This is a genomic window from Solwaraspora sp. WMMA2056 (genome assembly GCF_030345095.1).
GTDB lineage: Bacteria > Actinomycetota > Actinomycetes > Mycobacteriales > Micromonosporaceae > Micromonospora_E.
Window position 1 is genome coordinate 4,102,936 of the sequence record NZ_CP128360.1, and the last position, 16,353, is coordinate 4,119,288.

10 protein-coding genes and 1 pseudogene are annotated in these 16,353 nt (G+C 71.6%); 1 reads left to right on the top strand and 10 read right to left on the bottom strand.

Annotated elements, in window-relative coordinates; genetic code table 11:
- Positions 1 to 44 precede the first annotated feature (44 nt).
- From O7608_RS18635 to O7608_RS18650, 4 genes and pseudogenes are all read right to left on the bottom strand, one after another.
- A pseudogene (locus tag O7608_RS18635) lies at positions 45 to 2,081 on the bottom strand (penicillin acylase family protein); the annotation flags it as partial.
- The gene (locus O7608_RS18640) at positions 2,078 to 4,438 is read right to left on the bottom strand and encodes a GNAT family N-acetyltransferase (RefSeq protein ID WP_289205801.1); all 2,361 of its coding nucleotides are present in this window, start codon (positions 4,436 to 4,438) and stop codon (positions 2,078 to 2,080) included. The gene O7608_RS18640 and the pseudogene O7608_RS18635, both read right to left, overlap by 4 nt.
- The gene (locus O7608_RS18645) at positions 4,435 to 5,796 is read right to left on the bottom strand and encodes a lysine N(6)-hydroxylase/L-ornithine N(5)-oxygenase family protein (RefSeq protein ID WP_289205802.1); all 1,362 of its coding nucleotides are present in this window, start codon (positions 5,794 to 5,796) and stop codon (positions 4,435 to 4,437) included. Before O7608_RS18645 ends, O7608_RS18640 begins: the two co-directional genes overlap by 4 nt.
- The gene (locus O7608_RS18650; protein ID WP_289205803.1) at positions 5,783 to 7,330 is read right to left on the bottom strand and encodes a pyridoxal phosphate-dependent decarboxylase family protein; all 1,548 of its coding nucleotides are present in this window, start codon (positions 7,328 to 7,330) and stop codon (positions 5,783 to 5,785) included. The genes O7608_RS18645 and O7608_RS18650 overlap by 14 nt, the downstream gene beginning before the upstream one ends.
- A gap of 247 nt (positions 7,331 to 7,577) precedes the next feature.
- Between O7608_RS18650 and O7608_RS18655 the strand changes: the two genes are divergently transcribed.
- Positions 7,578 to 8,849, top strand: coding sequence for an MFS transporter (locus tag O7608_RS18655; RefSeq protein WP_289205804.1), 1,272 nt, complete (start codon positions 7,578 to 7,580; stop codon positions 8,847 to 8,849).
- Between the two features lie 187 nt (positions 8,850 to 9,036).
- Here the strand turns inward: O7608_RS18655 and O7608_RS18660 are convergent, their stop codons facing one another.
- The 6 genes from O7608_RS18660 to O7608_RS18685 all read right to left on the bottom strand — a co-directional run bounded on the left by O7608_RS18660 (position 9,037) and on the right by O7608_RS18685 (position 16,247).
- A complete protein-coding gene (locus O7608_RS18660; protein ID WP_289205805.1) occupies positions 9,037 to 9,597 on the bottom strand; it encodes a GNAT family N-acetyltransferase in 561 nt (186 codons plus the stop codon).
- A gap of 33 nt (positions 9,598 to 9,630) precedes the next feature.
- Positions 9,631 to 9,804 carry a hypothetical protein gene (locus O7608_RS18665; RefSeq protein ID WP_289205806.1) on the bottom strand — a complete coding sequence of 58 codons (174 nt, stop codon included), beginning with the start codon at positions 9,802 to 9,804 and terminating at the stop codon, positions 9,631 to 9,633.
- A complete protein-coding gene (locus O7608_RS18670; RefSeq protein ID WP_289205807.1) occupies positions 9,786 to 10,880 on the bottom strand; it encodes a glycosyltransferase 87 family protein in 1,095 nt (364 codons plus the stop codon). The genes O7608_RS18665 and O7608_RS18670 overlap by 19 nt, the downstream gene beginning before the upstream one ends.
- A 4-nt stretch (positions 10,881 to 10,884) precedes the next feature.
- On the bottom strand, positions 10,885 to 12,264 hold the full coding sequence (locus O7608_RS18675; RefSeq protein WP_289205808.1) for an NAD(P)/FAD-dependent oxidoreductase: 1,380 nt from the start codon (positions 12,262 to 12,264) through the stop codon (positions 10,885 to 10,887).
- 87 nt (positions 12,265 to 12,351) lie between these two features.
- On the bottom strand, positions 12,352 to 13,941 hold the full coding sequence (locus O7608_RS18680; protein ID WP_289205809.1) for a xylulokinase: 1,590 nt from the start codon (positions 13,939 to 13,941) through the stop codon (positions 12,352 to 12,354).
- Positions 13,942 to 13,946: 5 nt separating this feature from the next.
- Entirely contained in the window at positions 13,947 to 16,247 is a 2,301-nt protein-coding gene (locus tag O7608_RS18685) for an aminotransferase class III-fold pyridoxal phosphate-dependent enzyme (protein ID WP_502959219.1), read from the bottom strand.
- Positions 16,248 to 16,353: the final 106 nt, after the last annotated feature.

Genomic DNA, 16,353 nt, shown 5'->3' on the forward strand with positions numbered 1-16,353 from the left:
TCGACGCCGGTGCCGACGCCGGCCGGCGTCCACCGGACCCGGGCGACCGGGACCAGGTCGCCGGCCGACCAGCGGGGAAGCTGATCGGCGAAGTGCCGGTCGTCGGGCCGGCCCGCCGCGCCGAACGGCACCACCCACCGGCTGGCGTCCGGTTCGGCGAGGTCCCAGACGTAGCGGGCCACCGGCCCGCGCCAGCACAGATCGGAAACGCCCGGAACGCTGCCGGTGGCCAGCACACAGTCGGTGTCGCCGGCGAGCGGTACGGGTGAACCGAGAGCGCCGGTCGCCGGGTCGACCGCCGCCGGAAGTACCCGGACGGGGTGCAGCCGGTGCCGCTCGCCCCAGGCGCCGGGATCGGGGCCGGCAGCCACCTCGGTCAACGCCGCCATCGCGCAGTGGGCCGGGTCGCCGCCGAGGTCGGCAAGTCCGTCGATCACCCGTTCCAGGGCCAGTCCGATCCGCGCCACCGGGTCGGTCCATGGGGCGAAGAGCGGGTCGTAGCCGGTGTCGGCCCGCAGCGGCCGCAGACCCGGCTCGTCGGCCAGGTGCCGGGCCAGCGCCGCCCGCCAGGCCGCGAACGCCCCTGCCCCGGCGCTGTCGACTGCCATCCGGCCGTCCCAGTCGAGCAGCAGCGAGTGCAGATCGCGTACCGGCTCGGGGTGTCCGGTGAGGTCCAGACCGCGCAGCAGCCGACGCAGCCCGTCCGCCGGGGCCACCGGGTCGGTCTGCACCGCCTCGGGCGCGGCACCGGCATCGACCAGTTCCCGCATGCGTCGGGCCCGGTACGGCGGCGCGAAGTCCACTCCGAGGTGCGCGGTGTCGCCGACCCGCCGGTCGTTGGCGTTGACCGCGACCGTCTCGACGTCGGCCGCGGCCGACGTGACGTACCCGTCGCGCCAGGCGTACCGGGGGGCCCAGCCCGGTACCGGAACCAGCCGGCACCGGTCGTCGCGCACCGGCACCCGGCCGGCGACCAGCCGGCGTACGGTGCCGGACCGGTCGGCGACCAGCACGCTGTTGACCGGCTCCACCCAGTGCCGCAGCGCCTGTTCGACGTCGGCGGTCCGGCGGGCGCGCAGCAACGGCAGCAACGCCTCGAACCCGAGCGCCCCGTCGACCCGGCTCGGCGTGCGCAGGCTGATCGCCTCCCCGGTGTGCCGGTCGATGTCGATGACCGGTCCACGGGGGGTCTCGATCACCTCCACCTCCACCGGCGCGCCGTCGCGCACCTCGACCAGCTCGGTGTGCGCCGGCACCGGCGTCCAGCCGTCGGCCTGGCGGACCAGGACCTGCCCGTCGACCCGGCGCAGCTGTTCGCGGTAGAGGTCCTGGTAGTCGGCCATCGCGTTGGTGATCGCCCAGGCGACCGTGCCGGCGTGGCCGAAGTGCGGCAGCCCGGGTACGCCGGGGAAGGCGAACCCGACGACGTCGAACTCCGGGCAGGTCAGCTGCACCTGCTGGTAGACGCCCGGCAGCTCCAGGATCCGGTGCGGATCCCCGGCGATCACCGGACCGGTCCCGCCGGGCCGCCCGGTGACCGCCCAGGCGTTGCTGCCCGACGACGCCGGTGGCTCCATGGCGAACAGGTCGACGGCGGCCGGGCCCAGGGTGGCGGCGATGTGCGCCCGCCACAGCTTGCTGGGGAAGGTGCCGAAGAGCACGTGCTGCACCAGGAACACCCCGAGCGGGGTCCACGGCTGCCAGGCACCGGCGGTGGTGCCGGTGGCGGCGAACTCGGGGGTCGCCGCCGATCCTTCGGTGAGTCCGGCGTTGACCCCGTCGACGTACGCGTCCACCCAGCGTCGGGTCGCCGGGTCCAGCCGCTGGTAGCACCGCTGCGCGGTGTCGTCGAGGCGGACCCGGCGGGCGAACCGGTCCCAGGCGACCTCGGCCGGGCCGAGCCGGGCGGCCAGCGTGCCTTCCGAGCGCCAGCGTTCGACCTCGATCTGCCAGGCCCGGTCGGTCGCGGCGGTTCGTCCCTGCAGGAACGCCAACTGGTCGACGTCGTCGGCCCACAGATGCGGTACGCCGTACCCGTCGCGGTGCACCCGGCCGACGGGGTCCGCAGGCGGTGCGCTCATCGGGTCGGCACCGCCACCGTGGCGAGCGGGTTGTCCTGCGTCCCGGCATAGATCAACGACCCGGCCTGGTCGGTCAGGTCCACCATCTGCAGGGTGTTGCGTAGCTGCAGCCGGTTGAGGCAGGAGTGCCGGAACGTCGGGGCGAAGAAGTCCAGCCGGTCGCGCAGCTGCGGATGGTCCACGCCGTGGGTACGGACACAGTCGGCGACCAGCCGCCAGAACTCGCCGGCCGGCAGGACCCCGTCGGCGTCCAGGATCGCGGCGAGGAACCGCAGGAAGCCGTCGAAGACGTCGGTGAAGATGGCCAGCACCCGGAACTCGTCGTCGACCGACATCCGGATCCGTTCGACGGCTGCCGGCAGTGGCCGGTCGTGCAGGGCGGCGACCTCCTCGCCGATGTCCTTCATGAACACCCGGACCGGCACGTGGTCCTGCAGCACGAGGATCAGGTTCTCCCCGTGTGGCATGAACGCCAGGTCGTAGCCGAGCAGGCAGTGCAGCAGCGGTCGCAGGTAGGCGCGCAGGTACCGGGTCAGCCAGTCGCTGGCCGTCAGCCCCGACGCCGTGATCATCGCTGTCGCCAGGTGCGCGCCGTCGCGGTCGCGGTGCAGCAGGCTGGCCATGGTGGCCAGCCGCTGCCCGGGGGCGATCCGGGGGACCGGGCTCTCCCGCCACAGCGCGGCGAGCATCCGCTGGTACGCCGAGACGGGTGCGCCGCTGCGGTGGTACGCGTCGCCGGTGTAGCCGACCGACGCCAGTTCCCGCAGCACCTCGAACCCGCAGTCGCGCAGCGTGTCGTCGGCGGCGACCAGGTCGGCGACCCAGTCGTTGATCGGCGGGGTGGCCCGCATGTACGCCGGGGACAGTCCGCGCATGAAGCCCATGTTCTGGATGGACAGCGCGGTCTTGACGTAGTGCCGCTGTGGCGCGTCGATGTTGAAGAAGGTGCGGATCGACTGCTGCGCCCGGTACCGGTCCGGGCTGGTGCCGACCGGGACGATGGCCCGGGCCGCCACGTCGGCGGCGAAGGTGATGCCGACCTTGTGTTCCCACTGCCACGGGTGCACCGGCAGGTACCGGTAGGCGTGTGGGTCGAGGCCGAGGTCGCGCAGCCGTTGCGCGAACCGGTACAGCGTGTCGGCACCCAACTCGGCCAGGTAGTGCGTCTGCTCGTCGACGCCCCGCCCGGCGGTGAAGGTGCTCAGGTCCCGACGGACCGCGAGCCAGACCAGCCGTACCGGGGCGCCTGCCTCTGGCGCGTAGGCCGCGTGGTCGGTCAGGCCGAACCCGATCCGCCCGTTGTTGGCGACGAACAACGGGTGGCCCTCGGTCATCGCCGACTCGATGGTCTGGAAGTCCGCGTGCACCAGGTCGGCGGCGCGTTCCCGCCGGTGGTGGTGTTTCCACGCGGCGCCGGCCAGGGTGGCGCTGATCTCCTCCAGGTAGGTGCCGAGCAGCTTCGGTGGGATGCCGAGGGTCTCCTGAAGTTCGATGATCAGGTCGAGGGCGTCCGGCGGCGCCGGTGCGCCGTCGACCTCACGGGTCACCGATGCCGGGTCGATCAGCCAGTGGTCCAGGGCGTAGCGGCGGGCCCGGAACCGGTAGTGGATCCGCTCGCCGGTGGTCAGCAGGTAGCTGCCGCCGTCGGCGCCGGCCGGCACCGATCCGTCGGGTCGCGGCTGGATCAGCCGTTCGTGGCTGAACTCGGCGATCGCCTTGGCGACGAGGTGGCGGTGGGCGACCGCGATGGTGGCCGGGTCGAGGTGCGCAGGCAGGGTCACCGGTGACGCGGACCGGCCCTCGCCGAGCGGGCTGGCGGCGAACGCGGCCCGGGTGCAGAAGCTGAGTCGGGCCTGCTTGTCCGACAGCGTGATCAGCCGGTCGACGACGAATCCGGCTTCGGCGTTCTTGGCGGCGATCGCCTCGTTGCGGACGTCGGGTTCGACGACGACCCGGTGGTGTGCCGGGTCGGCGAAGATGAACGCCAGCACGGTACGCATCACCGCCGAGGTGAGTCCGTGCCGCTGCCCGCCGGCCGGTGGCGCGACCAGCACGTGCATTCCGACGTCGCCGGGCCGCACCGGGTAGTGGGTGGCGAGTTCGCTGTGTGCCGGCTCGTAGGTCTCGGCCAGGAACAGCGGCTCGCCGTCGAGGCGACCGAGCCAGGCGTGGTGGTGCGGGTCGGCGTCGATGCGCTCGTACTCGCGCCGGACCGCGTCGAGGTCGGCGTCGGGCATCCCCCAGTAGATGGACCGGGGGTGGGTGATCCAGGCGTGCAGGTGTCCGGCGTACGACGCGACGTCGAGTGGCTCGACGGTCATGGTGCCCAGGGAACCCGACAGTGCGAAGGTGCTCATGAGGTGAGTGCCTCCTGCCGCTCGGCCGGCGTCTGAGTGTCCCTGGCGTCGGGCGCCGTCGACGGTGCGTCGTCGGGCAGTGCGCCGAAGTGTTGGAAGGCGATCCGGTGTTCCACCGGGTAGACGTCGCGGCCGAGCATGTTCGCGATGATCACCGAGTTGCGGTACGGACCCATGCCCAGGTCGGGGGCGGTCAGGCTGTGGGTGTGCTCCTCGGCGTTCTGCACGAAGATCTCCCGGTCGCCGTGGTCGACGCTGTAGCCGACGGCCACGTCGAATCGGCCCCGCCCGTCCCACCGGATCCGGTCGCGGACCGGGTCGAGGATGGCCGGTACGGCCGGCCGGTAGCCGGTGGCCAGAACCAGCCCTTCGGTGTCCAACGTGAAGTGGCGGTCCTGTTCCTGATGGTGCAGGGCGAGTCGGTACCGGCCGGCGTCGGCGTCCCATTCGGCGCCGGTCAAGGCGGTCCCGGTCAGCAGGATGGTCGGCACCGGACCGGCCACGTCCTTGCGGTACAGGGTGTCGAAGATGGTGTTCACCAGGTCACCGCTGATGCCCTTGTAGAGGCTGCGCTGGTCCCGGTTCAGCCGGTCGCGGCTGGCCGGCGGCAACGCGTGGAAGTAGCGGACGTACTCCGGTGAGGTCATCTCCAGGGTCAGTTTGGTGTACTCCATCGGGAAGAACCGGGGCGAGCGGGTGATCCAGTTCAGTCGGTAGCCGCAGGTGTCGATCTCCTCCAGCAGGTCGAGGTAGATCTCCGCGGCGCTCTGTCCGCTGCCGACGACGGTGATCGACTCCATCTCCTGCAGCCGGGCCTTGTGTGGCAGGTAGTCGGCGCTGTGGATGGCCGGGCCGGGCAGGTCGCGCAGCACGGCCGGGCGGTACGGCACGGTGCCGATGCCGAGCACCAGCCGCCGGGTCCGCAGCGTCTCGACGGTCCCGGTGCCCGATTGCCGTACGCGCACCAGGTAGTCGCCGCTCGCCGCGTCGTGGGTGACCTGTTCGACCCGGTGGCCGAACCGGATGGCGGGCAGTTGCGCCGCCGCCCACCGGCAGTAGGCGTCGTACTCGGCGCGCAGTGGGTAGAAGTCCTCGCGGATGTAGAACCGGTAGAGCCGGCCGGTCTGCTTGAGGTAGTTGAGGAACGAGTACGGCGAGGTCGGGTCGGCCATGGTGACCAGGTCGGCCAGGAACGGCACCTGGATACTGACACCGTCGATCATCAACCCGGGGTGCCAGGCGAACTCGTCGCGTTGCTCCAGGAAAACCCCGTCGAGGTCGTCGAGCGGTGCGGTCAGGCAGGCCAGCCCGAGGTTGAACGGGCCGAGACCGATGGCGACGAAGTCATGCGTGCGCATTGGCGCCCACCTCCGTGGCGATGGCGGTCGGTGGGGCGGAGAGCAGGGCCGGGTCCCACTCGGCGTCGAGCAGTTCGGCGCCGGCCCGGCGGATCAGATCGATCACGGTACGGAGATCTTCCACTGTCGTGTTCGGGTTGAGCAGGGTGAACTTGAGCCAGTAGTGGCCGTCGATGGTGGTGCCGGCGATGATCGCGGCGCCGTCGCCGAACAGCCGGGCCCGCAGCCGGGGCAGCAGCCGGTCACAATCGGCCTCCGGGAGCCAACCCGGTCGGTAACGGAACAGCACGGTGCTGAGCACCGGTCGCATCGCGACCTCGAAGTCCTCCTGCGCGGTCAGCTCGTCGTACGCGACGGCGGCCAGGTCGACGACCCGGTCGAACATCTCGCCGAGCTGCTGGGCACCGATGGTGCGCAGGGTCAGCCACAGCTTCAACGCGTCGAAGCGGCGGGTGGTCTGCAGGCTCTTGTCGACCTGGTTGGGTACGGTCGCCGTACGCGGATTGAGGTAGTCGGCGTGGACGGCGATCCGCCGCATGGCCGCCGCCTCCCGGACCACGATGGCGCTGCAGCTGACCGGCTGGAAGAAGCTCTTGTGGAAGTCCACGGTCACCGAGTCGGCGCGTTCGATGCCGTCGAGCAGCGCCCGGCGTCGGCCGGAGACCAGCAGGCCACAGCCGTACGCGGCGTCGACGTGCAGCCACACGGCGTACTCGCGGCAGACCTGACTGATCGCGGCGAGGGGGTCGACGCAGCCCCGGTCGGTGGTGCCGGCGGTGGCGACCACCGCCATCGGGATCAACGCCTGGGCGCGGAGCAGGTCGATCGCCGCGCGTAGTGCGCCCGGGTCCATCCGGCCGGTGTCGTCGGTGGCGACCGGTACGACGGCGTCGGCGGCCAGCCCGAGCAGTCGGGCGGATTTGCCGACGCTGAAGTGGCTCTCCCCGGTGGCCAGGATCCGCAGCCGGGGCAGCACCGCGTCGCGGCTGATCCCGGCGGCGGCGCCCCGGTCGCCGGGCGGATGCCCGCCGTCGGCGCTGCGGGCCAGCCGGTCTTCGCGGGCCAGCAGCAGCCCGTGCAGGTTGGACTGGGTGCCGCCGCTGGTGAAGACGCCGTCGGCGGTGGGGCCGAAGCCGATCCGCTGCGCGGTCCAGTCGACCATCCGGCGTTCGATGAGGGTGCCGCTGGTGCTCTGGTCCCAGGTGTCGACCGAGGAGTTGACGGCGGCGAGCAGCAGTTCGGCGCTGAGCGCGGGGATCGCCACCGGGCAGTTCAGGTGGGCGAGGTAGGTGGGTTCGTGGAACCAGACCGCGTGGTCGAGGTAGAGCGCGCCGATCTCGTCGAGCACGGCCCCGGTGGTGCCGAGCGGCGTGTCGAGGTCGACACGGTCGACCATGGCCTGCAACGTCGCGACACCGGCCCCGGAGTACGGCTGGCGGACCGTGCGGACGCGGTCGGCGAGCCGGGCTGCGGTCTGGTCGATGCTGGACACGTAGGCGTCCACCGTGTGCCGGCCGAAAAGATGTGGGTACATGGACCCCTCCAAGACCGCCTCCATAAGGGTAACCTAACCTAACTTAGGCGAGGCTACTGGGAGGGTCGGTGAAACGGAACTGGGCACGGCGCGTCGGCCCGACATTCAGCGCACGCCGCCGCCGGTCGACTCGTCCTGCCGACGGCCTCGCTGACGACCGCCACCTGCGGAAACGGGCCTGCGACAGGGCCCGACGGCACGGTTGTGACCTGCGTCCCATCGAACGGATTCGACACCAGGAGGCCACGTGAGCACGCTGGTCCAGCCGGGCGCGAGCGTCGAGCGCCCGATCCCGTCCGAGCCTGCCGGGCGGTTGCGGACGCTGACCGCGCTCTACGTCACCCAGTTTCTCGGCTTCGGGTTCATCACCATCGGTCTGACCAGCATCCTGCGGGCCGGCGGCACCTCACTGGAGACGCTCGCCCTGCTCAACCTGATCGGTCTGATCTGGCCGGTCAAGTTCCTCTGGGCACCGGTCATCGACCGGTACGGGCCCCGACGCGGCGGCCACTACCGGTCGTGGCTGCTGGTGCTGCAGTCCGGGATGGTGCTCACCCTGCTGGCGCTGCTCGCCGCCGACCCGGCCACCGGTCGGATCGGCCCGATCGTGGTGATCTGCGCGATGTTCGTGATCCTGTCGGCGACTCAGGACATCGCGGCGGACGCCCTCGCCGTCCGGCTGCTGCACCGCTGGGACCGGGGCGCCGGTAACGGAATCCAGGTGGCGGCGAGCTACGTCGGCAACATCCTCGGCGGCGGTGCCTGCGTCGTGGTCTACGACCGGTTCGGCTGGGCCGCCGCCGTCGGGCTGCTCGCCGGGCTCACCGCCGTCGGGCTGCTGGTGGTGTGGCGGTTCCGCGAGCCCGACCGGGTCGGCCGACCGGCCGGCACCCGGCAGGCGTACGGCGCGCTGCTGTCGGTGCTGCGCCAGCCCGGCTGCCGCAGCTGGGTGCTCGGTGTCGTGCCACTGCTCTACATCGGTGCGGGTGCCGCGTACGCGATGGTCTCTCCGGCCCTGGTCGACGCCGGCTGGCCGTTGCAGCGGATCGGCTTCGTCACCGGCATCGTCACCAGCGTGCCGGCGGTGATCGCCGGCCTGGTGGCCGGTGGCCTGATCAACCGGATCGGCCGATCCGGGGTGCTGCTGGTCGGCGGCGTCTCGCTCGCCGTCGGCACCGCGTCGCTGCTGCCGATGCTCACCGGGTGGGCGCCGACCGGGTTCACCACCGTGGCGCTGTGCTGCTTCATGGCGGCGTACACGGTGGCCAACGTCGCGCTGTACACCGTCAACATGGACTACTCGCGGCCGGCGTCCGGCGGCACCGACTTCACCGTACTGTCGTCGTTCGGTCTGATCTGCTCCTACCTCGCGGCGGCGGTCGGCCTGACGGTCGCCGCCCGGGTGGGCTACCCGCCCGTCGCCGCCACCGCCATCGCGCTGATGCTCGCCGGCGTCGTCATGGGGCTGCGCCACCAGCGGCGACACTCGCCGGTACGGGCCTCGGGCGACGCCGCGTAGCTGCACCTGCGCCGTGCCGGACGCGCCGGTGCCACGACGCCCGGGTCCGCCGCTTCCGCCTGGGTGGGCGGTACTGCCGCGGAGCGATATTCCACCGAGGAATATTCATACCTCACAGGAATATCGTCCGGACGGATGTCCCGACTGTCCTCCATCACGCAGGGTAACTCTCCTGCCGGGAGTGGCGTCACCAGGGTGACGGACGGACGAACATGGCGTGCTCGCGCCAGCCGGGGAACGGCACCAGGTCGCCGACGTGCTGCCAACCGAGCACCCGCATGGAGCGCAGCACCCGGCTGTTGGAGTCGGCCACGGCCAGTGACGCCCGCTCCTCGGTGCGGCTGGCCAGCAGTTGGGAGAAGAGTGGCACCCCGGCCTGCTGACGCTGGAACCGCGGCAGCACGAACGCCTCGCAGACGGCGAAGGTCCGCCCCGGCCACTCGCGTACCAGCTCAGGGTCGGTGTCCGAGCGCAACTCCCGCCACCACAGCGTCTCCGGCGGCAGCGGGCAACCCATCACGGTGCCGACGGGCTGACCGGCGGCGTAGGCGACGGTGGCTGCGAACCCGGGGGCCTGCGCCGTCCACTCCAGCCGCTGCTCCACCGACGGCTCGGTATGGTCGAGCAGGTGCAGGTCCCGGGCGTGCACCTGCCGGTAGACCGCAGCCAGTTCGGCGATGTCCACCTGGTCGGTGAGTACCACGCGGACCTCCGGCGAGCCGCCCGGCTCGCTCTCGTTGACGCTCATTTCCACTTCCTTAGAAGGTTAGGCTCACCTAATCTACGGAGCGATAGCGGCAAGATCAAGCGGCTGTGGCTCCGGCTGCGGAGCAACCGGCCGGCGGAGCAACCCGTAGGCGGCGATGCCGGTCGCGGCGAGCAGGACGACGTTGCGGGCGGCCAGCAGCGCGACCCCCGGCCAGCCCGGCTCACCGATCACGTCGCGTAGAACCACGGGAAGTACGCGCCGGTCAACGCGGTCGACACGACGATCAGCACGGCGGGGACCCGCTGGGTGGTGTCCCGCCTGGTCAGGCAGACCGCCGCCAGCCCGAGCAGCCAGGGCAGGTACTGCGGCGAGAGGACCCGACTGGTGACGACGGTCACCAGCACGACCAGCAGCGCCAGGTCGACGCCGGTGGTGACCGTCCAGTCCGTACGCCGGCGGCCGGTCGACCACCACCAGCTCAGCGCCCCGAGCGCCACCAGCGTCGTCCCGGTCAGCACCGTCGCGACGACCGACGCCACCGGGTGGAGGAACTCCATCGAACCGTACACGTAGGACACCGTGAGGTCCGGTCGGACCAGCCGGGCCACCGCGAACGCGGTCGCGGCCACCGACTCCACCTGCAGCCCCCGGCCGGCCTGGTTGCCGGTGAACCCGGACCACGCCCCGGTGTAGGCCAGGGTCAGGGCGGCCCCGAGGCCGACCAGCGCCACCACGAAGCCGACCGCCACCGGACGTAGCCCGCGCAGCGGCCGGGCGGCGATCAGCAGCATCGCCGGCCAGACCTTGACCAGCGCGCCGACGGCGAGCACCACGCCAGCGAGGACCGGCCGCCGCACCAGCAGGGCCAACGCGACCACCGCCGGGGCGGTGACGAAGATGTCGTACCGGGCGTAGGGCAGCAGCGTCAGCAACGGTACGGCGAACACCCAGTAGACGACCCCGTCGATCCGGCCACCCCGACGGGCAAGGCGGACCAGGGCGAGCGTCACCGCCAGGTCCGCGCAGAGCGCGAACAGGACGAAAACCGTGGTGTACGCCTGGACCGAGTCGCCAGCGAGGTGGCGGATCGCGACGAACAGCGCCGCCGCGCCGGGCGGGTACTGCCACATCGGGTCGTCGACCGGCACCTGCCCGGTGCGCAGGTCGTCGCTCCATCGTCGGTAGAGTTCGACGTCGGCGAACACGTCACCGGCGTCCAGCCCGGGGATCAACCCGGCGGGTACGGCGAGCAGGCTGGCGCGGCTGACCAGCCAGGCGATCGCGGCCGCGACGAGCAACCAGCGGCGTCGGGGGGACTCCACCGCCTTACCCGGCCACCGCAGCCGGCGGCGGGGTGTCCAGTCGTGGGCCTGGCCGGCCTCGCAGCACCCGCAGCGCGACGCCGGGTCGCGCCACCGCCGACAGCGGTTCCACCAGGTGGAACACGTCGGTGAGCACCTTCAGCACATACGGATCCCGGTTGGCCACGTCGGCGGCCCGGTCGAGATACCACCGCGACAACCGGCCGCCACGTGCCGGCTGGTCGCCGACGGTCGTCGGGTACCGCAGGTCCGCGCCGGTGGCGATCAGCCACGCCGCTTCGCTGCCGGCCGCCACCTTCACCTGCGCCGCGCGGCCGAGTCGACCCCCGCTGGTACGCAGCTGCTCGGCCAGGGTCACGCCGGCCCGGGCGGCGACGCTCATGCCCTGGCCGTAGACCGGATTGAACGTGCAGGCGGCATCGCCGACCACCACGAACCCGTCCGGCCAGCGGTCCATGGACTCGTAACGGCGACGGTGGTTGCCGGTGTTGCGGAAGCCGTGGATGGGCGAGTCGGGGGTGGCGTCCCTGATCGCCTCGTAGAGCACCGGGCTGCGTAGCCCTCGGGCGAACTCCAGGAAGCCGGCCTCGTCGGTGGGTGGGCAGTCCCCGCCGAGGCCGCCGAGGGTGACCATCCACCGGTCGTTCTCGATCGGATAGATCACCCCGCCCCGCCCGGTGTCCGGTGGCTGCGGCATCAGCACGATGTTCTTCCAATCGGCGGTCACCTCCGGGGCCAGCACATAGCGACGGCTGGCGTACCCGAGCCCTGACTCGACCTTGACCTCCTGCGGGCGCCCGTACCCCAGCCGGTCGAGCCACTGCGGGGAGTGTGAGCCGCGCCCGCTGGCGTCGACCACCAGATCGGCGTCGAGCCGCAGTACCTGCCCGCTGGTGCCACGCTGGCGCACCTCGACGCCGGTGACCGCGTCCCGGTCGGTCGCGCCGAGCAGCCCCACCGCCTCGTGGCCCGGCAGGAACCGCACCCTGGGGTCGGCGGCCAGCCGTTCGCGTACCGTCCAGTCGAGCCGTTCCCGGCTGATCCCGATCATCCGGTGGGTGGCCGGGAAGCGTTCCCGCCAACCGGTCGCGCTCAGATACATGACGTCGGTCGGGGCGGCCACCTCGACCGCGCCGGCCGCCCGTAACTCGTCCAGCAGCCCAGGGAAGAGCCGGTCCAGGGCCCGCTGCCCGGCGGTGATCAGCACGTGCAGGTGGTGCGCCTGCGGGACACCGGCGCGCACCTTCGGCTCGTCGGGGAACCGGTCCCGGTCGACGACGGTCACCCGGTCGACGTGGTCGACCAGCGCGCGGGCGGCGCACAGACCGGCGAGGCTGCCACCGATGACGACGGCATGGCGGGCGGCGACTGTGGATTGTGGCATCGCTCCATCGTCGCCGATCGACCGGCCGGCGGAACGACCGCCCGGCGACTGCGCTACTACCGGGCCGACCGCCCGGCGTGTCGGTCCTCAGCGGTGCAGCCGCCGGTACACCGGTGCCAGCCGCCGGTGCAGGTCACAGTAGATGTCGAAGATCTCGTCGTAGCGGCTGCGGTGCGCGGCGTTCGGGGTGAAGACCTGGTCGACGCGCAGCAGCCCCGGGATGTCGGCGAAGGTGAGCATCCCGGCGCCGACCGCGCCGATCCAGCCGGCACCGCGGGCGTTGACCGCCACCGGGGCCAGATCCCGGGCGATCTCGACGCCGAGCACGTCGGCGAAGATCTGGCACCACGCCGCCGACCGGGCGCCACCACCGGTGATCGTCAGGGAGCCGACCGGGGTGCCGAGGAACCGGTCGACGGCCCCGGACAGCCACCGGGTGTTCAACGCGACCCCCTCGAAAACCGCCCGGAGCAGATCGGAGCGGTTGGTGTCCAACGAGATGTTGAGGAACCCGGCGCGCAGGTTCGGGTCGTCGACCGGGGCGCGTTCGCCGTACAGCCACGGCATGTAGAGCACCCCGTTGGCGCCGGCTGGCACGGTCGGGATGATCGCGTCGAACGCGTCGAAGATGGTCGGCTCGTCGCGGCTGAGGTGGCCGGCGCCGACCAGCGGATCGTCGTACTCGACGATCTTGTCCTTGAGCCAGGTCAGGTTCGCCCCGGCGGTGGCCTGCAGCGCGGTCATCAGGTAGCGGTCGCCGATCGCGCAGGGCACCGAGGCGATCTGCGCGGCCACGTCGGTCTTCTTCCGGCGCACGTGCGCGGCGATCCACGACGAGGTGCCCAGGTACAGGTGCGGATCGTTGTCGGCGGTGGTGCCGGCGCCGATCGCCGCCGCGGTGTTGTCGATCGCCCCGGCCACCACCTGCACGCTCGCCGGCAGATTCAGCTGTGCGGCGGCGGCCGGGGCCAGGGTGCCGATCACCTCGGTGCAGGCCACGATCGGCGGCAGCTTGGCGGCGTCGATGCCGCAGTCGGCGACCAGCGCGGGGGAGTAGCGGATCCGGTCCGGCCGCCGGTTGTCGGTCACCCAGGAGGTGAGGATCGAGTCGACGGTGGCCACGGTGCGGCCGGTCAGCTTGAGGTTGATCCAGTCCAGCGCGTTGAGGAACGTCGCGGTCCGCGCGTACACCTGCGGCATGGTGTCGCGGACCAGCAGCATGTGCGCGGCCGGGTCCTTGCCGGTGGTCGAAGGCATCCCGCCGGTCAGCCGCAGCCAGCGGACGATCCGCCGCAGCGACATCCCCTGGTACGCCGGGAAGCCGCCGAACTGGCGGCGCAGATGTGCCGCGCCGCGCATGTCCAGCCAGGTGATGCACTGCGTCAACGGCTCCCCGGCGGCGTCCACGGCGATGGTGCCCTCACCCTGGGTGGAGGAGCAGACCGTGGTGACCGCCCGCAGGTGCTCGGGGTGGGCGCGACCGAGCTCGGCGACGACCTCGATCAGCGCGGCCCACCACGCCTGCGGATCCTGTTCGGCGCCACCCCCGGGCAGCACCCGCAGCGGCACCGGGCGCTCGGCCCAGCCGGTCACCGTACCGTCGGCGGCGACCAGCGCGGCCTTCATCCCGGAGGTGCCCAGATCGATCGCCAGCACCTGCGGCGGGACGGCCGGCATCCCGCTCAGACCCCTTCTACCTGTGCGAACACCTGGTCGAAACGCTCCAGTGCGGTGTCGATCACCTCGTCGGTGTCGGCCATCGAGGTGTACATCCGGGAGCCGGCCAGGGTGATGATCCCGTGCGCGGTGTACGCCGCCCCGATCTGCTCCATCAGCCGCTTGCGGGCCTTGTTCTCCTTCAGCAGCTTGATCGGGTTGCGCATGTCCAGCAGCATCACGCCACTGCACTCCAGGTGCACGATCGACCCCTGGTTGTACGCCACGTACGGCAGCCCGTACCTGTCGATCAACCGTTGCAGTCCCCGGGTGAGCCGGTCGCCGGCCCGTCCGGCGATCACCGGGGCGTTCGTCCGGGCCATCTCGGCGATGGCGAAGTAGCCGGCCGCGCAGGACAGCGGATTCGCCGACAGGGTGCCACCGACCTGGATGTGCGCGCCGCTGCGCCCGTCGAGTCCGGAGCCGAAGACCGCCATCACGTCGGACCGGCCGCCGACGCCGCCGGCCATCGGGTAACCGCCGGAGACCGCCTTGCCGAACACGGTCAGATCGGGGGTGACACCGAAGTAGCCGGCCGCGCCGCCCAGGCCGGTCCGGAATCCGGTGACCACCTCGTCGAAGACGAGCAGCGCGCCGAACTCGTCGCACAGCGCGCGGACCTTGGCGTTGAAGTCGTGCGGCACCGGGCGGGTGCCGGACTCGGGGCCTAGCGGTTCGACGATCACCGCCGCCGTGCCGCCGCGTACCCGGTTCTCGATCAGTTTGCGGCGCAGTTGGCCGAGGTCGTGCGGGAACGCCTCGCGGGTGTTGGCGGTGGCGCCGAACGGGATGCCCTTGGCGTTCATCCGGTAGGTGCCCGGCACCCGCAGCCCGTACACCATCGTGTCGGACCAGCCGTGGTACGCGCCGCCGACCTTGATCACCATGTGCTTGCCGGTGAAGGCGCGGGCACCGCGGACCGCCGCCATCACCGCCTCGGTGCCCGAGCCGAGCGACCGGTACATCTCCACGTGCGGCATGTACCGGTGGATGATCTCGGCGAGCTTCAGCTCGTACTCGTGGAACAGCCCGGTGACCGGCCCCGACTCCTTCACCACCGCCGCGACCTGTTCGTTGACCGGGCCGTAGTTGCTGCCCAGGATCGTCGGGCCGCCGGCCTGCAGGAAGTCGATGTAGGTGTTGCCGTCGCGGTCGGTCAGGTAGGCGCCGTCGGCCACGTCGATCGCCAACGGGAACGGGTAGTTGAAGGCCAGGTTGTGCTGCACTCCGCCAGGGATCCGCTTCTTCGCCCGGTCGGTGATCTCCTTGCTGGCCCGGCAACGGTCGTTGAAGTAGCCGAGCACATCGAGCATCGCGTCGTGACGCAGCCCGCGCAGCGGTTGGGCGACCAGGGCCTTGAGCCGGCGCATCGTGTCGTCGACGTCGAGGTACTCGGTGATCGCGTAGCCGAGTCGCGCGGACTCGCTGCCCGGTGTCTCGACGGTGGTCGTGTCGGCGGCCGGCGGGCCGGCCGCGGCGATCTCGGCCGCGGCCGCGTCGGCGCTGGGTAGCTGCTCCTCGACCGGTACCCGCACCGGCGGCACCGACTCGGTGATCTGCGCGGCGATGCGCTTCTCGTCGCTGCGCAGCTTGGTGAAGGCGATCTCCCGGATCGCCGTCGGGATGGTGTAGACCTTGCCGGCTTCGCTGGTCAGCGCCAGCAGGTAGGCGATCGAGACCTTCTCCAGCAGTGCCATGTTGAACACCGCGCGGTCCGGGTCGGTGCCCAGCGCGACGACGCCGTGGTTGGCGATGATGAACGCGTTGTCGCCGGAGGCGACCTTCTTCTGCACGTTGCGGGCGAGGAAACCGGTGCCGGACGGGGCGTAGTCGACGATCGCCACCTCCCGGCCGAGGAAGCGGACCTGCTCGTCGGTGAGCGCCGGGATCGGTTTACGCAGGAAGGCCAGGGCCGAGGCGTACGGCTGGTGGGTGTGCACGATCGCGTTGACGTCCGGGCGCTGCCGGTAGATGTTGGCGTGCATCCCGGCCTCGATCGACGGCGCGAGGTCGCCGCCGGTGCCGTCGGGCACGTGCGTACCGTCGAAGTCGACCAGGCAGATGTCCTCCACCCGCATCCGGTCGTAGTCGTAGTTGCTCGGCGTGACCGCGTAGAGCCGGTGGCCGGGCACCCGCACCGACACGTTGCCCTCGGTGGCCTTCAGGTAGCCCCGGTCGAGCATGGTCCGGCACATGTCGACGACGTGTTGGCGGGAGGTGCGGTGCTGCGTCACGGTGGCCTCCGGGTTCGCGGTGTCGTCCTTCATCCTCGCCTGGAACCGGCGGCGGACCACCGTCGCGCCGGCAGCACGATCGGCCCGGCGTTTTGTCACTGTGTGACAATCAGTCGGGATCCGTCGGCCGGTTCGCGTC